Genomic DNA, 23,502 nt, shown 5'->3' with positions numbered 1-23,502 from the left:
TGGACTTTGAAATACAACCTTTAGATAGTTGCTTGGAACTACCCATATCTATTGTTCACTACGTCGCACGGACTTTAAAATTTACGATTGCCAATGCTGAAATTCCTGACATTTTTTCACGAGATCCCTATTTTAGTAACCATTCTCCCCAAAGCTTGTTGTGTACGCCAATTCTTAAGCAAGGGCAACTCATTGCTGTGTTGTATTTAGAAAATAATCTCACAAGTTTTGCCTTCACGAGAGATCGCCTAGAAATTCTCAACTTACTCTGCACTCAAGCTGCCATTTCTTTAGAAAACGCCAGCCTTTACAACACTTTAGAACATAAAGTCATCGAGCGCACCTGTGAACTTTCTCAAGCCCTCAATGACCTGAAAGCTGCTCAGAAAAAACTCGTGGAATCTGAAAAAATGGCAGCTTTGGGAGGATTAGTGGCTGGTATCGCCCATGAAATTAATACCCCCGTTGGCATTGGCATTACTGTTGCTTCTACCCTAGCAGAAGAAACCAAAATCTTCAAAGCTGCCATTACGGAGGGACAACTGAAGAAATCTGTCTTAAATAGCTACTTAAATACAGCGCAAGAGTGTTCCACAATTATGCTAACTAACTTGCAACGCGCTGGGGAGCTAATTCAAAGTTTTAAGCAAGTTGCAGTGGATCAAACTCACTTAGAACAGCGCCAAATTTCCCTTAAATCTTATATTGACGATATTCTCACTAGCCTGAGTCCAAAATTGCGACAAGCTGGACATAGCCTCACCGTAACCGGGGATGAATCTATTCAAATTTTTAGTTATCCAGGGGCGATCTCACAGATGTTAGTAAATTTGTTGAATAATTCCCTTGAGCATGCTTACCCTACACGAAACCCTGGTCATCTGGAGATTCACATCAGTGAAACTCACGAGGATGTCACCTTAGTATACAGCGATGATGGTTGTGGAATTCCTCGTCAAGCCTTGGAGAAAATTTTTGAGCCATTTTTTACAACGGCACGCTCGCGTGGTGGTAGTGGACTGGGCTTGCACATTGTTTATAACCTTGTGACTCAAAAACTCGGTGGAGGGATAAATGTTGAAAGTCAAGTAGGTCAAGGTACTGTGTTTACAATTAAATTACCTCGGAGTCTCTAGTCTATGTCTAATTCATTTAATATCCTGGCGGGAAATTCAGACAATATCTTGATTGAAGATGATGAAATACTCCTTTTTGATGACTCCCAAGCCGAAGCAACAGTAGAGTCTAACCCCAATTCCTCTGAGAATTGGAAAGTATTAATTGTTGATGATGAACCCTCAGTACACCACGCTACTCAGCTAGCTTTAAAGGATTTTACTTTTGAAGGCAAAGGGTTGCATATTCTTTCGGCATACTCTAGTACAACTGGTAAACAATTAATAGCAGAAAACCTCGACATTGCTTTTGTATTACTGGATGTAGTTATGGAAAGTAATGATGCGGGATTACAGCTAGTCCAGCACATTCGTGAAGAATTACAAAATCCTCTGGTGCGAATTATTCTTCGCACGGGACAACCAGGAGATGCGCCGGAAGAATCCGTGATTCTTAAGTATGACATTAACGACTATAAACTCAAGGTAGAATTAACACGACAAAAATTAATTACTACTGTTATTTCCGCATTGCGTTCTTATCGCGATCTCAAGATTATTCAACAACAAAGTTACCAAATTCAACAGACTCAATTACACCTTATCCAGCAAGAAAAAATGTCAATTATTGGCAAATTGGTGGCAGGTATAGCTCACGAAGTTAATAACCCAGTTTGTTTTATAGAAGGTAATATTCAACTAGCTTTAGAATACATAAAAGATCTATTTAGCTTGCTAAGTTTATATGAACAAGAATTCCAAAACAAGAGCCCAACAATTCAAGCTAGAATTGATGCAATAGACCTAGAATATATTCGCACAGATTTACCAAATCTAATTGCCTCAATGCATGAAGGTGTGAATCGAATCAGCGAAATTAGTACGAGTATGAGAATTTTTTCCCGCGCTGATAGCGATTGTCCTATACCGTTTAACCTCCACGATGGTATCGATAGCACGATTTCGATTCTCAAACATCGCCTCAAAGCCAATGAAAAACGTCCAGAAATTCAAGTGGTGAAAAATTACGGTGAACTGCCTTTGGTAAAATGTTATGCAGGACAACTCAATCAAGTGTTTATGAACATTTTGGCTAATGCTATTGATGCCCTTGAAGAATCCAATCGAGATAAGAATTATCAACAAATAGAATCTTTCCCCAATTGCATTACTATTTTTACAAAAATTGATGCTGATAAAAAATTTGCTACCATCGGTATTCAAGATAACGGCACCGGGATGAGCGATGAACTGAAATCGTCCATTTTTGCCTGTTCATTTACTACTAAACAAGTCGGAAAAGGGACAGGTTTAGGATTAGCAATCGCTCGTCAAATTATCGTAGAAAAACATGGTGGTTTAATTACTGTAGAGTCTACTGTAGGACAAGGAACAACCTTTATCATCCACTTACCAATTAAATCAGTTTAGTCAAGAGCCTAAATCCACCAAATCATCAAAGACTACGGCAATTTATCCCCTGTGAAATGCTATACTGGACTCCCCTCGTGCAGCAATAACGCACTGGCTCCTGCTGACTTCTGAATTCTTTTTTCTTAATTCTTACTGATAATGTGGGTGTTCATTCCAGTTAAAAATTTCATAGTCTGGATGTTTACAGCTACGCCAGGTAATTTTTCCTTGCAAAGCATTTACTAAAGATTCCTCAACCACATCGATTAAATTTTCCCATGTTAAGTCTTGGTTCTGAAGTAAAATTTTCAGTTTCTGCAATGTAGCTAGTGCGGCACTTTCTTCATTTTCATAGAAAAATAAAGGTATCTCTGTGCGTAGAAGATCTCTTTGTACAGCTATAACTGCTTGGCGTACGGCAATTTTTATCTGCTCAGACAACTCTCTTCGTCCTTTGTTCAATTGTCGTTGCCATCCACGCTGGCTTGTAGCGTATAACCCCGGTAAGCGATTTAAGGCATAAGCAGTTACCTCAACCGGTTTAATATACTTGGCGATTTTAGGGGGTAAAGCTTTAATTTGTTGCTCTACCTCTTCTACGACTAGTAGTTCCATAACATTTCGCGAATTTCGTGCAAATTCATCTTGCTTAAATTTTTTCATCGAATACATCCTTAATAGTTGAAAATTGTGGTGTTTGTCTCAATAAATAATGCGAGCTAAAAACCCCGAAAAATTATGAGTAAAACCATAATTTTTGACAAATCTATACTCAACAACAAACGATTGATGTTTTAAACGCGTTACCATTTGCGTCTAGACAATATGCGACTTATCAAAGGGATTGAAAATTTACTATTGTGATACGTTACTAGATTCAAGGATGCGCACCAATATCCGGATTATTTGCAAAAATCATCACTCAGTAATTTTCAATGTACACTTTGAAAGTCTTTTTAGAGGATGTTCGTTTAGGTTGACAAAACACCATCTTTATTCCAAAGTCTAACAGTATTATCCTCATTGGATGTGGCGATAATTTGACCGTTAGGGCTAAAAACTGCTTGGTTAATCTTTGCAGGAGCGAGTACAGTTTTGAGCATCTGACCGTCTCTTTGCCAAAATCTTAGCAGATTATCCTGACCGACACAGACAAATATTTGACTATCTGGACTAAATGCTATTCCCGAAAGTCCTGGTTTGGGATCATTAATAGTTTTTACTAATCTACCGTCTGGAGTCCAAAGTTTGATAGTACTGTTATGCCTTTGTACCACTGCTGCGGCGTGATATTCTCCTCGCATCTTGCAACAGTTGTGATAACGTCACCTTCTTAGTGTAAAGATAATAGAGGGCGATACGCATATACTTTAATTGACGACTGTATGGGATAAGTCTATCTTGAGAGAGGTAGATAAAAAAATCGTTCCAATGGCATAGAAAAAATCTCTCCCTAGCTCTTCCAAAAGAAGTGGTGATATTAACCATCTACCTACCCCCATAAAAAAATTTGGGCGTAGGTGAATCATGGTAACTTAGACAACCAAAGCTAAGCTTTATCAATCGCCTTATTGAGGTTATACGCAGCACTGATCAATGACAGATGGGTTAAAGCTAAGGGAAAATTTCCTAAAGCCCTGCCAGTTGGATCTGTTTCCTCAGCAAAAAGCCCCAGATGGTTAGCATGACCAAGCATATCTTCAAAAATGAGTCGGGCATCATCAAGTCTGCTGCTTTCTACTTGTCCAGCGCGGGCTAGTGCTTCTACCAGCCAAAATGTGCAGAGATTAAAAGTTCCCTCCTCTCCCGTTAAACCATCAGGTGTTGCTTCCACGTTGTATCGGTAAACCAAGCTATTGTAGACAAGCCCTCCTTGCTCTGGAGATTTGTTAATAGCATCGATAGTAGACAGCATTCGAGGATCTGTTGGGGAGAGGAACAATATCAAAGGAATAATCAAATTAGACGCATCCAACGAATCACTGCCGTAACTTTGTACAAAAGCCTGAAGTGAATCATTCCAGCCCTCAGCCATAATCTCTTCATAAATTTGATCGCGAACCACAAGCCACCGCTCCCGTTCTGCTGGGAATGAGCGCTTATCAGCTAAACGCAAGCCACGATCCACGGCTACCCAACACATAAGCTTTGAGTAGACAAAGTTCCTGTCTTTTCCACGTACTTCCCACAAACCACGATCTTTTCGTTGCCAATTATCACAAATCCAGTTGATCATCAGGCGCAGTTCATTCCACGCATCATACGATATTGGCACTACATACTTGTTATAAAGATATATTGAGTCCATCAACTCGCCATAAATGTCCATTTGTAACTGCTTGTAAGCAGCATTACCAATACGGACTGGTTTTGAACCTTTGTAACCTTCCAGATGCTCTAAAATTTCCTCCTCAAGTTCATGACGTCCATCAATACCATACATAGGTTGCAAGGAGCCATCTGGATTTCGTTTATGGCAAAGGCAACCTATCCAATTCATAAACTTGGCTGCTTCCCCAGTAAAACCAAGCCGCAGCAAAGCATAAACTGTAAAAGCTGCATCGCGTATCCACGTATAGCGGTAGTCCCAATTGCGTTCCCCACCAATCTTCTCTGGCAGACTACAAGTAGGTGATGCAATGATTGCCCCAGTGGGTTCATAGGTAAGCAATTTTAACACTAACGCTGAGCGATGGACTATTTCTCGCCACCTACCTTTATAAGTACATTGCTCAAGCCAGTGACGCCAATATTCTACAGTCTCCTTGAATAAATTATCTGCTCGGGACTTAACCAACGGAAGCCCGCAACCACCGTCTGGCTCAGTTCTCCTGAGTACAAATACAGCTGTCTCTCCTGAGTGAAGGGTAAACTTAGCTTGTACTCCATTCCCTATCTGTCGTAGAGGAATCTCTGTTGAAAGTGCAAGGCTAAGCGAAGATGAGAGAAAGACTGCACCTAGAGAAGTGACTATTGTTTGGTGTTCATCCCGGGCGTAGTTAAAAGCAGGATAGCATTCCATAACAAAATCCATGTTGCCACGGATCACCCTGACACGCCTGATTAGCCATTGAAAGCCTAAGTCTTGCTCTTGTATACCCGCAGGCATAAAATCGGCTGTTTCTGCAACTCCTTCTAATGCAAGAAAGCGGGTTAGCAAAACATTAGTTTCCGGCCAGTAAAATTGCTTATGAGTTACCTCACTGGCTATTGGTGCAATTTTAAAATGTCCGCCTTTGTGAACATCCAGCAACCCAGCAAAGACACTAGGCGAGTCATGAGATGGAAAACAAAACCAATCAATCGACCCATTTAGACCCACTAATGCAGTAGTGTACATGTTCCCGACAATACCGTAGTTATGGATTGGCTGATACCCCATAACGTTGCTCCTTAGCTTATTTACAAAGCACGAGCAGTGTATTGTAACTGAAAGTTAACATTTTTCACGACTAGAGGCGGGAAGATTCTTGATGGGCAAAAGACAGAACTATCGCAATTCGCACTCATGTTAAAAATGGGGCGTACCACGGTACGCCCCACACAAGGGTTGCGCGTTGTATTTCTATATGGAGCGCGGGCTGCGCAGCCCGCATTAAAAAAATTTCACGTTTTTGTTTTATACAATCTAGCTGCACCCAACTCATGGGGTGTAAGGCTAGCGAAAGATAAGCGGAACGACTAGTTGGAATTGAGAGCGATGATATGGATCGTAGCCCCCATAATATCTTCCATAGTAGTATGGGCGATGATAATACCCGCGATCCCGATAATACCCGCGATCCCGATAATAATCGCGATCCCGATAATATCCTGGATCTCGATGATACCGATGCTCTCGATATTCTCGGGGATAATCTCCTCGATAAAAGCCTGCATGACGCTCGTAGGCGTAATCAGCTTTGGCGCTTTGAGGGAAAGTTACAGTACCTGCTGCACCCAAAGCACTCACTAAAACAGCTAAAACAAAGCGCTTCATCTCATAGCCTCCTCAAAGTAGGCTGTACCTCTATTCATAATTTATTACTTAGTTGTATATTCATGCATCTATTGTTGGACTTAGATAAATAGAATCCAGAAGTCAGTAGTCAGGAGTCAGAATAAATACTAGTGAGATTAATTCTGACTTTTGACTTTTGACTTTTGACTTGGATCGGAGCGACTGGCTCCCTGCTAAATGCCCAAACGTTGGTAAACTTGCTCCAAGTGCCTCAAATGATTTGTTGGATCAAAGCATGCCTGAATTTCTTCTGGGGACAACTTTTGGGTAACACAAGGATCTGTGGCAATCAAAGCGTGAAAATTGCCATCTGGCTGATTCCAGGCTGCATGAGCGCACGATTGTACGACTGCGTAAGCATCTTCACGGCTCATACCCTTGGAAACTAAGGCAAGTAGAACTTTTTGGCTAAATATGACGCCGCCGTAGCAGTTCATATTTCGCTCCATGTTCTCTGGATAGACTAGCAGGTTCTTGACCAAATTCGTCATCTCCACCAACATAAAATGGGTTAAAATGCAACAATCTGGCAAAATCACTCGTTCTACTGAACTGTGGGAAATATCCCGCTCGTGCCATAATGCAATATCTTCCACAGCTGCAACAGCGTGAGATCGGATGATTCGTGCCATCCCCGTTAGCCGTTCTGAACGAATTGGGTTACGCTTATGCGGCATTGCTGAAGAGCCTTTTTGCCCTTTGGCGAAGAATTCTTCAACTTCTAAAACATCTGTTCTTTGCAAATTGCGAATCTCTACAGCAAAACGTTCAATTGATGCTGTGAGTAAGGCTAATTGTTGAACGTAGTCGGCGTGGCGATCGCGTGAAATCACTTGTGTTGATGCTGTATCGGGTTGGAGTCCGAGTTTTTGGCAAGCGATCGCTTCTACGCGGGGTTCCACATTGGCGTAAGTTCCTACAGCACCGGAAATTTTACCAACTGCAATTGTTCGGCGAAGATTTATTAAACGTTCTTGGTGTCGTAACACCTCTGCCAACCACCCTGCTAGCTTAAAACCAAAGGTGATAGGTTCGGCGTGAATTCCGTGGGAACGTCCCACCATTACTGTATAACGATGTTCCTTTGCTTTTTGGCGAATTGCCTGGAGCAAATCTTCTAATCTTTGCAACAACACATCAAGACTGGCAACTAGCTGCAACGCTAAAGCCGTATCTAGCACATCTGAGCTAGTTAAACCCAGGTGAATATAACGTCCAGCATCACCAACGTATTCGTTAACATTTGTCAAGAAGGCAATAACATCATGGCGAACTTCGGCTTCAATTTCCAGCACCCGATCAGGATCAAAATTTGCCTTCGCCTTAATTTCCGCAACAGCTTCACTAGGAATGTAACCTAACTCAGCCTGAGCCTCACATACAGCAATTTCTACTTGTAACCAGGTTTTTAGCTTATAGGCTTCAATCCACAAATTGCCCATTTCAGGCAAAGTATATCGCTCAATCACAGTCTACTATGACACAGAGTACAACTGTCATATTGTAAATTAACTGGGGCATGGGGCATGGGGCATAGGGCATGGGGCATGGGGCATAGGGCATGGGGCATGGGGCATGGGGCATGGGGGTGGAGTAGAAGAATGAATTAAAATTACATCATCCGTAAATCTGTCTTTACAAAGGAAGTCAATACTGCTTGATTAAGCCCTTTGCCCCATATCCGATAATCCCATGCCCTATGCCCATTTTTTATGAATAATTATCTGCTTGATTTCTGATATCCATTAACCTGATACAATATCAAAAATATTGATTGTGAGTGAAATAATTGGCCTAAAATGTGCTTAATTCTACTGTGCAACCAATTCATTCTACTCTAGACAAGAACAACAACTTAATAGTACAATTTCATCTTTCAAATAAGAAATGCCCCAGTTTGCGCTGGGGCTTAGTTGCTTAAACGTTTCCTAAGTCACTATAATGACCAACCGTACCATTAGGGAATTGGAAAATTCACCCAAAAAGTCCTGTACAATAAATAACCCTAGTCTTGGGGTTATTTTTTTGCCAATTTTAAAAGTAATCTGGAAACAACAAGTTGTAACATAAATCTTGAAATTATTGATATATATGGCTTATAGAAAAATTTTTTCTTAAATCAAATTCAAGTTTAGGTTTAGCTTGAATGCTGAGAAAGACCATACAAAATTTCTACTACATGTTAGTTAATTAACATGGGTAAATATAAATTGCCTTAAAAGAGGGGTTTTATGTCGGTCAAATATTCTCGAAAATCTTAAAAATTTTATGTACTAATGTTCAGTGGGACTATTTTACACATAATTGAGAGCGAATCCAAATTTGAATTGGGAATTGATCCGAAGAAATCCTGCTAGTATTATGTCCGAGAAATAAGTCATGATTTGATAACAATCTTCAACGATTGCCAAATTGAAGTTATTAAGTAGAATTAGACAGCTTAATTAGGATTCCTAATTTCTTCTTTTTTTGCGTTTTAACCGCTTAGATACATGGAAATGGCGTAATAAGTGATTGATCCAGTTGGATGATAGCTTTTGTGTCCTTGTTTGAGAAGTTCGAGAAAGTTTTACTCGTTGTTGAAAGTCATTTTTCGTGTCCAGAGGAATTGCATTTTTGTCTGGGGTAATACGAGAACCATATTTTTTAGCATAAACTTGCGTGAATTCCGCACCAAAAAACAGAATCTGCGAGGAATAGTAAACCCAAACTAAAATAACAACTATTGAACCTGCAGCTCCATAAGTCGAGCCAAAACTGCTGTTACCTAGATACTCTCCTAACAAAAACCTACCCACAGAAAATAAAAGTGCTGTGAGGGCGGCTCCAACCAAAACATCACTCCAAGTGATTTTTGCATCTGGCAAAACTTTGAAAATTAGTGCGAAAAGTAAAGTAGTAACAATAAAACCAAGGAGAAAGTTGACACCATACCATAGGGAATCGATTCCTGGTACCAGATTTTTAAAGTAAGCAACTAACGCTACTAAAATGGCGCTGATGATCAACGAAACCAGAAGTAAAAACCCGATGCCTAATACCATCGCAAATGACAAAGAGCGTTGGCGAATGATGTTTTTCACCGCACGTCCTGGTTTGGGTTGTACTCCCCAAATGGTATTTAGGGCATTTTGTAGTTCAGCAAATACACCAGTAGCACCGAATAGCAAAACTACAATACTGATAATGGAGGCAATAGTACCTTGTCGTGGTTTGCTGGCATTTTGAATTGCTGTTTGAATGACTTCCGCCGCCGCAGAACCAACTAAACCCCGCAACTCATTCTCAATCGCACCCCTTGCAGCATCTTCTCCAAAAACAGATCCGGCGATCGCAATAACAATAATCAACAATGGAGCAAGCGAAAAAATCGTGTAATAAGCTAAGGCAGCGGCTAATCGCGATGCATTATCTTTGCTCCATTCGCTAAACGTCTCTTGGAACAGCCCCAAAATTGCCTTCGGTTTCATTAAGGCTCCTCTTTCATCAAGATATGCTTACTTAACCATTTAGTTAATATCAAACATCTTAGATCCAGCACATCTTTCCCAAGGCTTTAGTGCAGCATCTCAAAGGCTGAATTTACAGTGATTTTTTTAGCTGCGAGATACAACTGAGAGATGCAAGGTTTCTTGCATTCATGCAAAAGGTATAACCCCTTTTGCATGATTATCCTTATTGTTAGAACTTATTAAATGACCCTGTTATCACTGTTCCAATCGGATCAATTTGAAGAACGAGTACTTTTTCGCCATTATTGACAATCACTCCGTTTGCGTTTAGTAACCGTTCTCAATCATTTAATACGTTCAAGAACACGAACTTATTGAGCAAAACAATGGTTTTATCTACACCAAAAAGCGCAAGGTTCACTTAAAGTAAAAATTCCTCATATGCAGCGGCTTTCCTTTGAAACACCCCAGATGGCTATTCCAGGAAACCTGCGTTGGGCTTCCCTCAGTTGTGACCCCTCGGGATTGTCGGATCACACCTGTCGTCGTTTAGCAGTATCTGTTCGTAAAATTTCTTTACATTTGTAAGGGGCGATCGCCTGAGAATCTCTTCCACCTTATGAGCAGAGCGTATAGTCCATAGCATCTACACAAGACTTGGAACTAGCTAAAGTTCATGTGGTTGATATCTGGCTTTAGGCGGTTAAAACTTCTACCTGTTGTCGTTAATATTTATAGATTGATTAAGAAATGATCTAGAAACTGGAATGTTGTCAACCGCTTTAATAACTGGTGCATCTGGTGGTATTGGTCAAGCCTTTGCTGAAGAACTAGCTGCACAAAATATAAATCTTGTTCTTGTCTCTCGTTCTGAAGAGAAACTAAACCAACTAGCTCAACAATTACAAGCACAGTATAAAATTCAGGTAGACGCTATAGTTAAAGACTTGACAGAACCTAGTGCTACACAAGTTGTCTATGATACTGTTCAAGCGAAAGGATTGAGGATTGATTTATTAATTAACAATGCTGGCTTTGGGGATTATGGCGACTTTGCCGAACGAGACGGAGAGCGCCAGCTTAAAATCATACAGCTAAATATTATAGCATTAGTAGATTTAACTCATAAATTTTTACCAGAAATGCGCCAGCGTCGTTCTGGAGGCATTATTAATTTATCTTCATTATCAGGATTTCAACCGATACCTTACCTTTCTGTTTATGCTGCCAGCAAAGCATTTATCCTCAGTTTTAGTCAGGCACTATGGGCAGAAAATCGTGATTATGGTGTGCGTGTGCTAGTCGTTTGCCCTGGACCAGTTGACACCAACTTTTTTGCAGAAGCTCAGATACCAGTAGCGCTTGCAGGCAAAACCAATAAAATATCTACTTCCAAAGAAGTAGCACGTGCATCCTTAAAAGCTTTGGAAAGAGGAGATTCTACTGTTGTGATTGGCGACTTTAACACTCACGCAATCACCAAATTATCTCCCTTAGTTCCACGCAAAATTTTGTTAACTATGCTGGAAAAACAATTTAGAAAGTAATAACCTCTCCGACAAAATTCAACCCACTTTATTTTCCCATGCCCCATGCCCCATGCCCATTGCCCATCACATAAACCTCGTCAACTGAACTCGGTAACGATCTTTTTTAGTGACTGCGATTTCTCCAACTTCTAAACGTCCCTTGCCGCGAATGGCAATTAAGTCACCGGTTTTGAGTTGAGAACTGGCTTGAGTCACTTCTTTCCAGTTGACACGAACATCACCACCGTCAATTAAATCTACCATTTTGCTGCGAGACATACCAAAACCAGCAGATGCGATCGCATCCAAGCGCAAAGAAGCTTCTACAGTGGACAATTCTTTCTTTTTCGGTTCTCGAACTTTTAACTCGCTTAAATCAATTCGCTGTGTTTTCACTGGAACTGATCGCACCTGCTGTAGATTCATCTCTAAAAATTCTACCAACTCTGGCACAACAATTGCCTGAGCCCCACGTTCTCCAAGGACAATAATATCGCCAGTCTTTTCGCGAACAATACCAGTTCCCAACATTGCACCCAAAAAGTCGCGGTGAGTAGCGGTATCAAATAGGAAATTACCAGCAATGTCTAAGGCTGTGACAGCAACTTGGGATTGATCTAAGGGAAGTTCCGAACGGGCGATCGCGACTCTTTGGCGTTCAGCTTGCGGGTATCCACCCCACGCCAACAACTGTACCTCTGTTAAACTGCTAAAGGTACCTTGAAGCTCAACTAACTCTGGTGGAGACAAAAAATCCGTCACCACAACTTCCCAAGTTTTAATTGCTTGCTCAGCCTGGTCAATGACACGAGCTACAGATTCTCTATTTTCTACACCTTTTAAAAGGTCTTCGCGTGGTAACATTATTGGGGATTGGGGATTGGGGACTGGGTACTGGGGACTAGGGTAGAATGATTAAGCAATAATTACTAGTACCGCGCGGGGTAAAAAAGCAACCATTTCAAACCGTGAAAAGCCTTATATATAATACTTTTGACTTTTGACTTTTGACTTCCGCGCAGCGGCGTTAGCCGTTAACAAAATTTTGGATATTTTCAGGGTCGAACTGGCGTAAGATGCGACTTGCTTCACGAGTTAGACTTTCGGAACCCTGAACTACAACTAAATACTTACCCGCGTCTAACTGGTTGCGGTAGGGTAAGGACTCACTACTAAATAGTAAGCTAACACCACCACCACTAAACAGACTACCCATTGCACCAGCACCAGCGCCTAGCAGTCCCCCTATAATATGATTACCAATTTCACCAGCCCAGGCAAAAGTATCCAAACCTGTGATCAAGCTAAAAGTAACACCAGCAAAAAATCCAAATGGTACTAGCCAATAAGCCATGAATCTAGCTCGCTTTTTAGCTGACTCTTTCGGGTCAACTAAGCGGAATTCCTCAGCACTTTTATAACCTTTCCCGAGGATTGTACCTTTTATTTTCTCCTTCTCTAAAGCGACATAAGCAGCTTCTGCTTGAATGCGATCTGGTAATACAGCAACAATGTAATTCATTAACTCAACAGCTTGGTCAACCAATTTTGTACTTCAATTTCAGACTAGCAGAATAGGGAGAAAGCGCATCAAGAAAAAATTTTTTCATTAAGGGATGGCGTCATTAGTAGTCACGTCATCTAAAGGCTCACAAAAATTATTCACGCCTTGCTTCAAAACGAATATTAATACTGGTGTTGCCAAAATCTGAGGAAAGCCCTCTATTGTTTTTAGATGTTCCATCATCTGCTGGAGTGAGCCATCAAGCAAGTCTTTACGAAATTCAGATTGACAAACGACAGCACGCCACTTTCTTGCTAAAGCCTCTAACCACTCTGAGTTGGGTATTTCTGGCTCCTGTCCAACTCGAATGGCTAAAGTCATAGCTGCATCTTCTAAATCTCCTTCACAATCCTCTATCAAATCGAGTACTTCCATTGCTCTGGAATCTTCTGCCAATTGAGAGCGTAGCTGTGCAATTTCTTTTGGTGTTACTTTTGTCATGAGTTGCTTTTCTCGTAGCTGAGGAATAGACCACTCATATCATGTCCAGTTAATGACTTAATTATATGAGCCCTCACCCCACCTAGATGGCAACCCTCTCCCAAGTTTGGGAGAGGGGTAAGGGGAGAGGGCTGGATATCGTAACTGTTCACACGGGCATGATATCGGCTATGTTATTTTTATTTTCAATTATTATATTTCATAGTTTACAGTGCAAACGCTCTGTAGGAAGGGTCACGCTACGATCTGTAAAGTAGTCTGCCTCTTTTTGACTTCCCCTACGGGCAGAGGGAGCAGGGAGTATCGGTTTTCCCGTATCATCCCCCTGCTCCCTCTTTTTGACCAGTTCCCAATTCTAGCGAAATGCTCTTGAAGTGACTGCCCTTTGTAAATTAGCCAGAGCGCGGTTATAATTTAGAATTGCCGTGACTCGGTTACCTTCAGCACTTGTGAGGGCTGCTTCCTGAGTAATAACATCAGTTTGAGTACCTACACCTGCTTGAAATCTCAGTCTTGCTAGACGCAGAGCTTCCCGAGCTTGACTTAAGGCAACAGTAGAAGTTTGGACGTTCACCAAATTAGCTTGCAGTTGAGAATAGTAATTTTCTACGTCAAAACGAATTTGGTCCCGCTGAATACCAAATTGAGTATCAGCGATCCGAATATTAATTCTTTCTTGATTAGCCTGTGCTCTGGCTGCTCCCCCATCGAACAAATTCACTCTTGTGTTGAGTCCTACCGAATAACCATCACTAATGCCAAACGAATCATTGAACACATCTAGTAAATTATACTGAGCAACTAAACTAACTTGTGGACCTAGCTGGGCAAGATTTATTCGTCGCCGTTGCTCAGCTTGGTTTCGTTGTGATATGAATTGTTGTAACTCTGGACGGTTTTGAAAAGCTAGTATAATAGTTTCTTCAAGATTCCGATTCCAAAGACCTGCTAATTCCACAGGATCTGCTGCGCTAATGTCAACTGACTGTGGTATACTCAGGATTTGGGCAAATTGGCGACGGCTGGTTCGTTGCGTTGACAAAGCATTAGTTAAATTTTGTTGAGCATTTGCTAATTGAACTTGAGCTTGCAGAACATCGAACCTAGTACCAACACCAGCTCGTTCTAAAGCTAATGCATCTCGCAAACTAGCTTCATAGTTACGCACAGAAGCTTGGTAAATCCGTACTTGTTCATCGGCTGATTGCAGATCGTAGTAGCCGCTAGTTACATTTAGGCGGATTACCTCAGACTGACGCTCAACATCCAATTGATAGTAACGTACCAGTTCCTCAGCCTGTCTAATACTAGCTGACCTTCGCCCAGAGGTAAAAAGATCATAACTTAGTGTTGCACCACCAGTAAAACTTGAACTAGTTGGATCGGAAGAGGGTAATCCTGCACGCTCGTTCTGTCGCTGAGTTAGAGTACTAGTTGCGCTTCTGCCGCGAGTAACATCAGCGCTAAGACTAAAAGAAGGCAACAAAGCAGCTTGAGCTTGTTGTAAGACGTACTGATTTTTTTGTAAAGTCAGTAACGAAACTTGTAGATCCCTATTGTTGCGCCGTGCAATTTCTAAAGCCTGTGCCAAAGTAATTGGCTGAGTTCCCACAATTCTCACTTCCTGTGGTTTAGTAGGGAATTGTAAGGGATTCGGGTTAGCGTTAAGATACCCAGGTACTTGGATTGAGGGACCAGCATTGGTTGGTTTTATTGTTGGTACTACAGGAGTAGTGTTTGTCGGTGCTGGTGGCGTTGTTGTTGGTACTTGGGGGTTGCTTTGAGGAGTAGGTACTGACTGCTGAGTTGGGACTTTGGGATTTGTAGTGTTCCTTTGAGCTACCCTATTATTTTCTTTTACGCATTTTCCTACACCTGATAGCAATTTTGTAGGGCACAATTCCTCATCATGTAAAAGCTTTGCTGCGCTTGTACGCTTTACTGGCATCTCAGAGACGCTTAGTAACTGAGTTTGAGGATTTTTTTTCTGTGTAGATAATCGGATAGACGAAGCCAGTTGAGCTTTAGAACCGGAAGCAACTGGCGACTGTGATTTTTCCCAAGAAATAAAATGACTTGTATCTGGTTGGTGAGATAAACCACTTATAGGTGTTAGGTTGAAAACGACACCCTGAGCGTTCTTAATTATTTCTTCTACTGACAGGTTAGTGTTGCTCCTCAAGCTCACTTCACTACTAGCAGATTTTGGAGTATCTGTAGTAGTTTCAGGAGTAAGAGCAATAGGCTGTTTTATATTGATATTGCTTTTCTCCAAGCTTGTGTTGTCCAGAGAAGTTGATACATCACCAGAACTAATAAGACTCAGATCTATAGTTTGAGACCAAGCAGGCTGGGTTGTTAATACTGCTACTGTTACACCAGGTAAAAAGCTATGGAATAATTTTTGTCCTTTCACCGCATCCCCTCACACAAAAATCAAGTGAACAAAATCACAAGCATTTTTACTACCCTAAAAGGGATAGCATTGAATTTAATATTAATTACTAGACTACATGTTACCAAGACGACAGTTGGCTATAAATTGAGCCACCGTAAATGGTAAAACTAGAAAAAAATGACTTAATTTTAAACGTGTAACTTTAGTTTAGAGCAGCACACTACAGTATTGCTGCTGTTTTGGCAACAAATTCTGTGTTTATTCGTCTTCATCATCAAGACTGTTCTGTTGTTCAGCCGCATGGATCAACCTTTGTAATCATTGTTTTCTCAATAGCGAATATATCATGCTCCTAACTGTTGCTTGCTTGTGTGAAGGTTTCTTTTTTTAGGAGTTATGTTGTCAATATTAAATATTTCATGGATCAGAACTTTGTTTGTCTTGAAAGCCCTTGACAATACGCGAAAGTTCTGCCTTCTCATCGATGAGAACACGGGTAGGTGCGCCACTGACAATTCGTTCGTAGTTACGGAAAGAATCTTTTATTTCTGGACCATCTGCGGTGATATTGTACTCGCGGATACCCTTGTCATGCCAAGAACCTCTCATTTTAAATACATTTATTGCTCGCGCCATTTCTCCATGAATTTCTACATACTGCAACATGAGAATCGTGTCTGTAATCGTAGAAATATGAGAGTCCGTAATTGAATGAGAACCCATGAATTGGTCGCTTGTGTTGGTAAAAAAACCCGTAATTTCCTCTTGCTTTGCGTAACCTGTAACACCAATAACAAATTGGCGGAACGAATTATTGGTGACACCTCGTGCTAATGCGCTAAGAGAATCAATAGCAATACGAGATGGCTTAAATTCGGCAATTTCTGACTTAATAATTTGTAAATGATCTTCTAAACCTGTTGATTCAGGGTAGGTACAAATTATTTTTAGCAAACCTTGACCTTCTAATTCTTCAAAATTAATTCCCCAAGAGAATGCATTGCGAGAGAGTTGAGCACGTGATTCTTCGTAAGCAAACAGTAGTGCTCTTTCGTTATGGACGCAGCCATCTTGAAGAAACTTGCTCACTAATAAGGTTTTACCAGTACCAGTAGCTCCTGTCACCAAAATAATCGAATCTTTAAAGAACCCACCACCACACATCTCGTCTAAAGTTTTGACTCCAGAAGAGACTCTTACATTTGAAGACCGTTGAGTCAAGCGCATTGCTCCTAGTGGGAAAATGTTAATTCCTCCATTGGTGATCGTAAAAGGATACTCGCCTTTCATATGTGTCGTACCACGCAGTTTGAGAATTTCAGCGGTACGGCGGCGGCGCTCTCCTTCTAAAACGTTGCGGATAATCACTACATTATCAGAAACAAATTCTTCTACCCCAAAACAAGCAACGGGTCCGTATTCTTCCGTACGTTCTGTTGTGATAAGTGTGGTAACATTTAACACTTTTAGGCGCGCCACGAGACGAAAAATCTCTCGTCGTACAACTCCCAAGGCTTCATACTGCTGAAATACTGCTGTAATGGAGTCAATAGCCACTCGTTTAGCGTTATATTTACGAATTGCGTATTGCAAGCGCTCAATCAATGCAGAAAGATCAAAATTACCTACTACATCTTGTCCTTCTGGATCAGGCGAGGCGTCGAGAATAAATAACTTTCCTTCATCAATTAAACGTTGTAAATTCCAATCAAAGATATGCGCGTTCTTAATGATATCACTTGGAGATTCTTCAAAAGTGACAAAGACTCCTGGTTCATTAAAATAGCGGATCCCGTTATAGAGAAACTCCAGAGAAAATAAAGTTTTGCCTGTTCCAGAAGTCCCACTAACTAGGGTTGTTCTGCCAAGAGGTAAACCGCCATGACTAATGTCGTCAAAGCCCTCTATCATTGTGCGAATTTTTTCGACACCTCCAACTGGTGTACTGGTTGGCTGTAGTTTGTCTTTTTCACTCATTGTTTGTTTAAAACTTATAAACGGGTTTTAAACCCAGTTAATTTACTCATAAAGTTTGTATTCTATATTCTATATGTCATGAAGTCTATGATTGAAGATTTTCTTCTTCAATAAGTTCTTCATACAGCAAATCTAGGCCAATTAACACTCTCTCTCTATCTGACAGATCACCAATAATCTTACGCACAGGTGGAGGTAATATTTTAGCTAGTGTCGGCGTGGCTAGAATTTTATCCTCTTCTGCCAGTTGTGGGTTTTTTAGGACATCGATGACTTTCAACGTGTAAACGCCCTGAAACTCTTGTTCTAGAATGTTTTTGAGTGTTTTTAAAGCCCTTACAGAGTTATGGGTGTTGCCTGCCACATAAAGTTTAAGAACATAGGTTTTTTTTACATTACTCATAATAGTTACACTTATCCCTTAAGATGGGATAGAATATAATACATGTCTGGTGTTGATTTTGAATTTCAAGCGATTCTCCTCATTTAGACATAGAACTCCGATATAGCTCACATAAGTGAGCCAGTATATCGATCAAGGTCAAGCGATAATCAAGTAATGATTCATCACTTCTCCCTTCCAATCTTAGCTGTTTGGAAAAATCCTCAATCAGTTCCATATGAATCTCTATAATTTGTGGCACAGGAATATTAGCATAAAATACTGCATTGATAAATTTATCAATCTTTTCCTTCAATTTTTTATCTGTGGTAAAGTAATTTATAAGGATATAGCTGTATTCAGATTTGAGTTGCTGTAACAATGCCTCGTCTTTGGCTCTCGTCATTTGCAGAAAAAACTGATGTTCTCCTATAGCACGGTTATCTCCAAAAAAATATTTGAGGCTTAATTTTTTAGGTAAATTTTCTTGTCCTTGGTGAAGTAAATAGTGTATCTTCTCATTAGTTTTAGTAAGAGTGATTTGAATAGCGTTACAAATACGCCATGTATAGCTTTGTTTAATGGCTAAGTCAGGCTCACAATTTAAAACTTTTTTAAACTTTGGTTGGAGAATAAAAATGGGTAATAACATTTCTTATTGTTATGTCTAATACTCCACCTTGAGAAGAAAACTGGTCAGTCTAAAGATGGAAAAGACTCCTACACTGAGATCAGGTATGCAGCATATAAGACTAAGCGACTTCAAGTACCTGCTTCGGTGTTAACGGATTTTAGTCAACTAACAAGCTATAGGAATTATCCGGAAGTATCACTTAGTGACTAAACCAGTAGTCTTTTATTATAAAGCGAGAAACCTCCAGAGCAACTATATACGCTCATGAAGTACCCGGGATGTGTTTACTAGCCATAGGTTGCATTTTTTTAGATCTATCTCAATATAGATTTCCTTACTACACTCCTTAATAAGATACTTAAACAAACATAAACGATTGTCGCATTATAAATCATTATAATTCCTAAAGGTTCTAAAGCGAATTTTTGGAGCCATAATTGTCGTAGCTCTCACTATCGATGAGCAGTTGAACACCAAGAGGAGCCTAGGTGCATTATCTGTAATGATCTCGGCGCTTCCCAAGATTGCTGCCTTGGTTAAGACTGTTGGTCATGAACTGCTTGTTTTTTATAGCAAAATCCATTGTTTTAAAGCCCTTAAACTTTTAACAAAAATCCCAAATTTCAATATTCATGGAGGATATTGCTTCACTTGTAAACACAGTCGCCGCTTTTGCAGCTAGCTGATTGCTAAACAGAAGCACACTTTCTTCAAGGAATGACCTCATTGCCTTATGTCAATGCTAAAGTACCCACTTTATGACTTGATCGCAACAGTGCCCAGTTGCCTAGAAACGACTGCTCTAGCAGTTGTACTGGAAATTTTTGCCGAACAGCAGTGCGATCGCGTGGTTATACTAGATGAGCAGCAATGCCCAATAGGATTGTTGTATTGTGCCCGTTTAGCATCACAAATGCTAAACGGACAAGTTGACAAAAATCTTTTAGACTTACAGCAGCCAGTTTCCAACTTAGGAAAAGAACTGATCCAACCAATACAAACATTACCAGCTTCTTTTTGTGTCGAACAGTTGAGCAGATTTTTGCATTCTCAACCGAACCAAGCAAACACTAGCATAGGAGATTGGGTACTCATTGACTCCAATGGTAAATTGTTGGGTCTTTTAGATAGCGTGCGCCTGTTACAAATTGTGGCTAAGCACAAGGGCGAAATAGTCTGTTCCAAAAGTGATTGCTACCCAGCTTTTGATCCAAAGCTTACTGAAGCCTCTATAGAAACGAATCATACTAAAAGTACTAAAAGCAAACCACTGATAGACAAGCCATTAGTACAGCTGCTAGAACGGCTACCTTGGCCTTTAATGTTACAAACCAGCGCCGGAGAGATCGTAACCCAAAACCCCGCTTGGTGGCAGCAGCTAGGATCATTGAAAGATCCAGAGGGTGTGAGGCAGCAGGTAGAGGCAATACTAGGAAATACGCAACCGAAAAAAACACAACACCCTGTTGAAAAGGGAGTCAAGATTACTACTAATAGTAGGCTTAGTGAGAATTATAGCCCGGCTGCGCCCCAATCTCTTAAACTTCAGACTCAAGAAAATTCTTTGTCTGGGTTAGGCGAGGAGCTATCCCTTAACACCGTACCAAAACGTTCAAAATCAACTTCACCGAAAAGCCAACACCAACAGCAATTGGAAGCAACCGGCTCAAGTCGGTGCTTTTTGGATAGCCAACTCGGTACCTGTACCTGTATTGTTGAAGTACAAAATGGTCAGGAGCGAGTCTGGCAATTTGCCAAAATTCCATTAGATAGTCCAGATTGGCAAATTTTGACTCGTGATTCAGAAGGTTTGTTGGGTGACCCCAATTATCTCAACGCGTTTGACCCGTCGACAGGAAAAGTTGCTCAGTATTCCTCCTCGTCTCAATCAAAAGATCTGCCGCTCGACAGTGATTTGTGGCTGATGCTAGCAACTGATGTTACTGAGCAGCAACAGCTTTGCAAAGAACTGGCAGCAAAAAATGCTGATCTGATTCAGCTTAATAGGTTAAAGGATGAGTTTTTAGCTTGTATTAGTCATGAACTGAAAACCCCCTTAACAGCAGTTTTGGGTTTATCGCGGTTGCTAGTAGATCAGCAGTTAGGCACACTAAACGAGCGTCAAGCCCGTTATGCAGGATTAATTCATCAAAGTGGACGACACTTAATGAGTGTTGTTAATGACATCTTGGATTTAACGCGTATGGAAACAGGACAGATGGAACTGTCTGTGTCCAACGTCAAAATCAGATCTGTGTGCGATCGCGCTATATCAGAGGCAAAAACTATACATCGGGAAACCAGCAAAGCAGCACACAGCAGCACTACACAAGAACATCAATTTACCATCTCAATAGAACCAGGTTTAGATGAGTTAGTGGCAGATGAATTCCGCTTACGTCAAATGCTCGTAAACCTGCTTTCAAATGCCTTCAAGTTTACAGAAACTGGTGGGGAAATAGGGCTATTGGTGAATCGTTGGGAAGGCTGGATCACCTTCACTGTATGGGATACAGGTATTGGAATTCCCGAACATCAACAGCATCTCATCTTCCAAAAATTCCAACAACTAGAAAATCCGCTCACTCGCCAACATGAGGGAACAGGATTAGGGTTAGTTTTAACTAGAGCTTTAGCTCGTCTTCATGGTGGTGATGTTAGCTTCTTATCTAAAGAAGGTAAAGGTAGCCAATTTTCATTACTCCTACCGCCTAGCCCTCCACAGAAAAGAACTGGAGATATTGAGATATGGGGATCAGAGCAAAAGCTGCATGAAACCTCACAACCTCTTTTTAAAAGAACAGGAGTTCAACAAACACAACGTCATTCCAACACAACTTACCTGAACCAAGGAGACGCTAATAATTCAGAAAACCTTATTACAGATCAACTATCTATAGACGAACCAAAAAATTATTCTCCTCATCTTTCCCCCTCATTGTCTTCCCAACACCCTATAAACAATTCCACTTTCCCAACTTATCAAAACAGCTTAATATTGGTTGTTGAAGCAGTAGCGCGATATATTGACGATTTGACTAAACAGCTAACAGGGTTAGGATATCGGGTGGTGATTGCTCGCTCGGGATGTGAAGCATTAGAAAAAGCTCGTCGCTTACAACCCAAAGCTATATTCCTCAATCCGTTGCTTCCATTATTATCAGGTTGGGATGTGCTGACTCTACTAAAATCAGATAGTGCAACCCGTCACATTCCTGTAGTTGTAACAGCAACAAGGGCCGAGAAAGAGCAAGCACATAGCAATCGAGCAGACGGTTTTCTGAGCTTACCAGTACAACATCAGTTCTTAACACCGCTAATTGAAAATTTATTTGCTATACCTGAAGCCCAACCGCAAAAGAGAAACAATAGTGAAATCGTTCCTACCCAGAGTTCACTGAGAATTCTCAGATTAGTTAGTTCTGAGTCGGAATATGTCCACTCACCTTTGTCGCTACAAAACCACCGGGTTGTAGAAGCGGATAATTTAGATCAAGCAGATCTTTTAACTCGAGTTTGGCATTTTGATGTAGTTTTGCTAGATGCAGAAATGCCAGCCGCACAAAGCTATTTGCAAAAATTTAATCAATATCCTCGTTTGATAACTTTACCTCTTGTTACCTGTGACGTGGCAACTACACAAGCAGCTTCTCTGGTACCTGGACTTTCTGTTTTTCCTTGCTTACTAACATCATTTGGTTCTGAACACAGAAACGGTAACAGGAAAACAGATGCCTTATTATCAGTACTACAAATTGCCGCAGGCGTATCTTGCCCACCTAGCATCTTAGTGGTAGATTTTGCGATGCTACCAGACTTACCAGAGATCAAACAAAAGCCCCGGAGCGGCTATCGGTCACAAAAACACTCCCCGCCAAACCGTTTAGCAACTCAGATGAACACCCCTTGTGCTTCTTTGGGATTAAAACCCTTAACCATTTCTCGTGGTTCTGAGTGGTTTCAAGCTTTGATTCAGTATCTATTAACTGCTGGCTTGAAAGCAGTGATGGGGCGCTCCTGGGCTGAATTGCTGCAACAAATTCGCCACGGGAGCGCTGACTTACTTTTAATCTGCTTAGGAGAGTCTAATAGTCGACAACAAGAGGTTTACTCAGCACTCCAAACATTGAGACAATTACCTTTCAATTTGCCACCTGTTTTAGTACTCGACCAACGATTAAATTCTAATGAGGCAGAAGAAACCCAAGACAATAATATAGAAACTGTTTTGGGTACACTCACTAACCATATTTTGCCCCGATCCATCTCCATGGAAGACTTGTTAACCCATATTCACCAAGCGTTAAATGCTAACGGGTAGTGGGCATGGGGCATGGGGCATGGGAGCAGAGGAGCAGGGGAGGCAGGGGGAGCAGGTGAGGCAGGGGAGGAAAAAAGACAAATCTTACAAAAAAAAGGGAACGGGGAACTCTTAACAGGGAACAGGGAAAGAAAAAAAACGTGACTTTGTGGGTTTAAAGCCCACTTGCAAATAAAGATGTATTTCGAGACGCGCAGCGCTCTTAAATACGGCGTCCTTGTTTCAATCCCACGGCGCGCATCCGTGGGTACACTGTTAAGAGTTCCCTGTTAAGAG

General features: G+C 41.0%; 17 protein-coding genes. 4 read left to right on the top strand and 13 right to left on the bottom strand.

What is annotated here, in order from left to right; genetic code table 11:
• Both G4P69_RS18760 and G4P69_RS18755 read left to right on the top strand, forming a co-directional pair.
• Positions 1-1,136, top strand: a 1,136-nt coding sequence (locus tag G4P69_RS18760) for a GAF domain-containing sensor histidine kinase (RefSeq protein WP_208350837.1), incomplete at its 5' end; no start/stop codon positions are given.
• Between the two features lie 3 nt (positions 1,137-1,139).
• Positions 1,140-2,546: a hybrid sensor histidine kinase/response regulator gene (locus G4P69_RS18755; protein ID WP_208344560.1), complete on the top strand. Its 1,407-nt coding sequence runs from the start codon at positions 1,140-1,142 to the stop codon at positions 2,544-2,546.
• Positions 2,547-2,678: 132 nt separating this feature from the next.
• Here G4P69_RS18755 and G4P69_RS18750 read toward each other — a convergent pair whose 3' ends face one another.
• The 6 genes from G4P69_RS18750 to G4P69_RS18725 all read right to left on the bottom strand — a co-directional run bounded on the left by G4P69_RS18750 (position 2,679) and on the right by G4P69_RS18725 (position 9,998).
• Positions 2,679-3,191, bottom strand: coding sequence for a late competence development ComFB family protein (locus tag G4P69_RS18750; RefSeq protein WP_243902609.1), 513 nt, complete (start codon positions 3,189-3,191; stop codon positions 2,679-2,681).
• A gap of 308 nt (positions 3,192-3,499) precedes the next feature.
• Positions 3,500-3,832 carry a WD40 repeat domain-containing protein gene (locus tag G4P69_RS18745; RefSeq protein ID WP_208344562.1) on the bottom strand — a complete coding sequence of 111 codons (333 nt, stop codon included), beginning with the start codon at positions 3,830-3,832 and terminating at the stop codon, positions 3,500-3,502.
• Positions 3,833-4,077: 245 nt separating this feature from the next.
• The gene (locus tag G4P69_RS18740; RefSeq protein ID WP_208344559.1) at positions 4,078-5,910 is read right to left on the bottom strand and encodes a glycoside hydrolase family 15 protein; all 1,833 of its coding nucleotides are present in this window, start codon (positions 5,908-5,910) and stop codon (positions 4,078-4,080) included.
• A gap of 276 nt (positions 5,911-6,186) precedes the next feature.
• On the bottom strand, positions 6,187-6,507 hold the full coding sequence (locus G4P69_RS18735; protein WP_208344558.1) for a hypothetical protein: 321 nt from the start codon (positions 6,505-6,507) through the stop codon (positions 6,187-6,189).
• A gap of 194 nt (positions 6,508-6,701) precedes the next feature.
• A complete protein-coding gene (gene purB, locus G4P69_RS18730) occupies positions 6,702-7,997 on the bottom strand; it encodes an adenylosuccinate lyase (RefSeq protein ID WP_208350836.1) in 1,296 nt (431 codons plus the stop codon).
• Between the two features lie 984 nt (positions 7,998-8,981).
• On the bottom strand, positions 8,982-9,998 hold the full coding sequence (locus tag G4P69_RS18725) for a YihY/virulence factor BrkB family protein (protein WP_208345858.1): 1,017 nt from the start codon (positions 9,996-9,998) through the stop codon (positions 8,982-8,984).
• Positions 9,999-10,750: 752 nt separating this feature from the next.
• Between G4P69_RS18725 and G4P69_RS18720 the strand changes: the two genes are divergently transcribed.
• Entirely contained in the window at positions 10,751-11,527 is a 777-nt protein-coding gene (locus G4P69_RS18720; RefSeq protein ID WP_208350840.1) for an SDR family NAD(P)-dependent oxidoreductase, read from the top strand.
• A gap of 66 nt (positions 11,528-11,593) precedes the next feature.
• On the opposite strand, the gene G4P69_RS18715 is transcribed toward G4P69_RS18720, so the two are convergent.
• The 7 genes from G4P69_RS18715 to G4P69_RS18685 form a co-directional block, all read right to left on the bottom strand.
• Entirely contained in the window at positions 11,594-12,373 is a 780-nt protein-coding gene (locus G4P69_RS18715; protein WP_208346228.1) for a photosystem II S4 domain protein, read from the bottom strand.
• 163 nt (positions 12,374-12,536) lie between these two features.
• A complete protein-coding gene (locus G4P69_RS18710) occupies positions 12,537-13,031 on the bottom strand; it encodes a hypothetical protein (RefSeq protein ID WP_208346227.1) in 495 nt (164 codons plus the stop codon).
• 87 nt (positions 13,032-13,118) lie between these two features.
• Entirely contained in the window at positions 13,119-13,514 is a 396-nt protein-coding gene (locus tag G4P69_RS18705; protein ID WP_208350834.1) for a hypothetical protein, read from the bottom strand.
• 355 nt (positions 13,515-13,869) lie between these two features.
• On the bottom strand, positions 13,870-15,930 hold the full coding sequence (locus G4P69_RS18700; protein ID WP_208350833.1) for a TolC family protein: 2,061 nt from the start codon (positions 15,928-15,930) through the stop codon (positions 13,870-13,872).
• Positions 15,931-16,329: 399 nt separating this feature from the next.
• Positions 16,330-17,889, bottom strand: coding sequence for a circadian clock protein KaiC (kaiC, locus tag G4P69_RS18695; RefSeq protein WP_208350831.1), 1,560 nt, complete (start codon positions 17,887-17,889; stop codon positions 16,330-16,332).
• A gap of 85 nt (positions 17,890-17,974) precedes the next feature.
• Entirely contained in the window at positions 17,975-18,292 is a 318-nt protein-coding gene (gene kaiB, locus G4P69_RS18690; protein ID WP_208346296.1) for a circadian clock protein KaiB, read from the bottom strand.
• A gap of 79 nt (positions 18,293-18,371) precedes the next feature.
• Positions 18,372-18,923, bottom strand: a complete 552-nt coding sequence (locus tag G4P69_RS18685; RefSeq protein ID WP_208350830.1) for a KaiA family protein — start codon at positions 18,921-18,923, stop codon at positions 18,372-18,374.
• Between the two features lie 721 nt (positions 18,924-19,644).
• Between G4P69_RS18685 and G4P69_RS18680 the strand changes: the two genes are divergently transcribed.
• Complete coding sequence (locus G4P69_RS18680) at positions 19,645-23,226, top strand: ATP-binding response regulator (protein WP_208350839.1); 3,582 nt, start codon at positions 19,645-19,647, stop codon at positions 23,224-23,226.
• The last annotated feature ends 276 nt before the right edge of the window (positions 23,227-23,502 follow it).

Source organism: Aetokthonos hydrillicola CCALA 1050 (genome assembly GCF_017591665.1).
In the GTDB taxonomy this organism is placed as follows: Bacteria; Cyanobacteriota; Cyanobacteriia; order Cyanobacteriales; family Nostocaceae; genus Aetokthonos; species Aetokthonos hydrillicola.
This window is presented reverse-complemented; position numbering and strand designations above follow the sequence as displayed.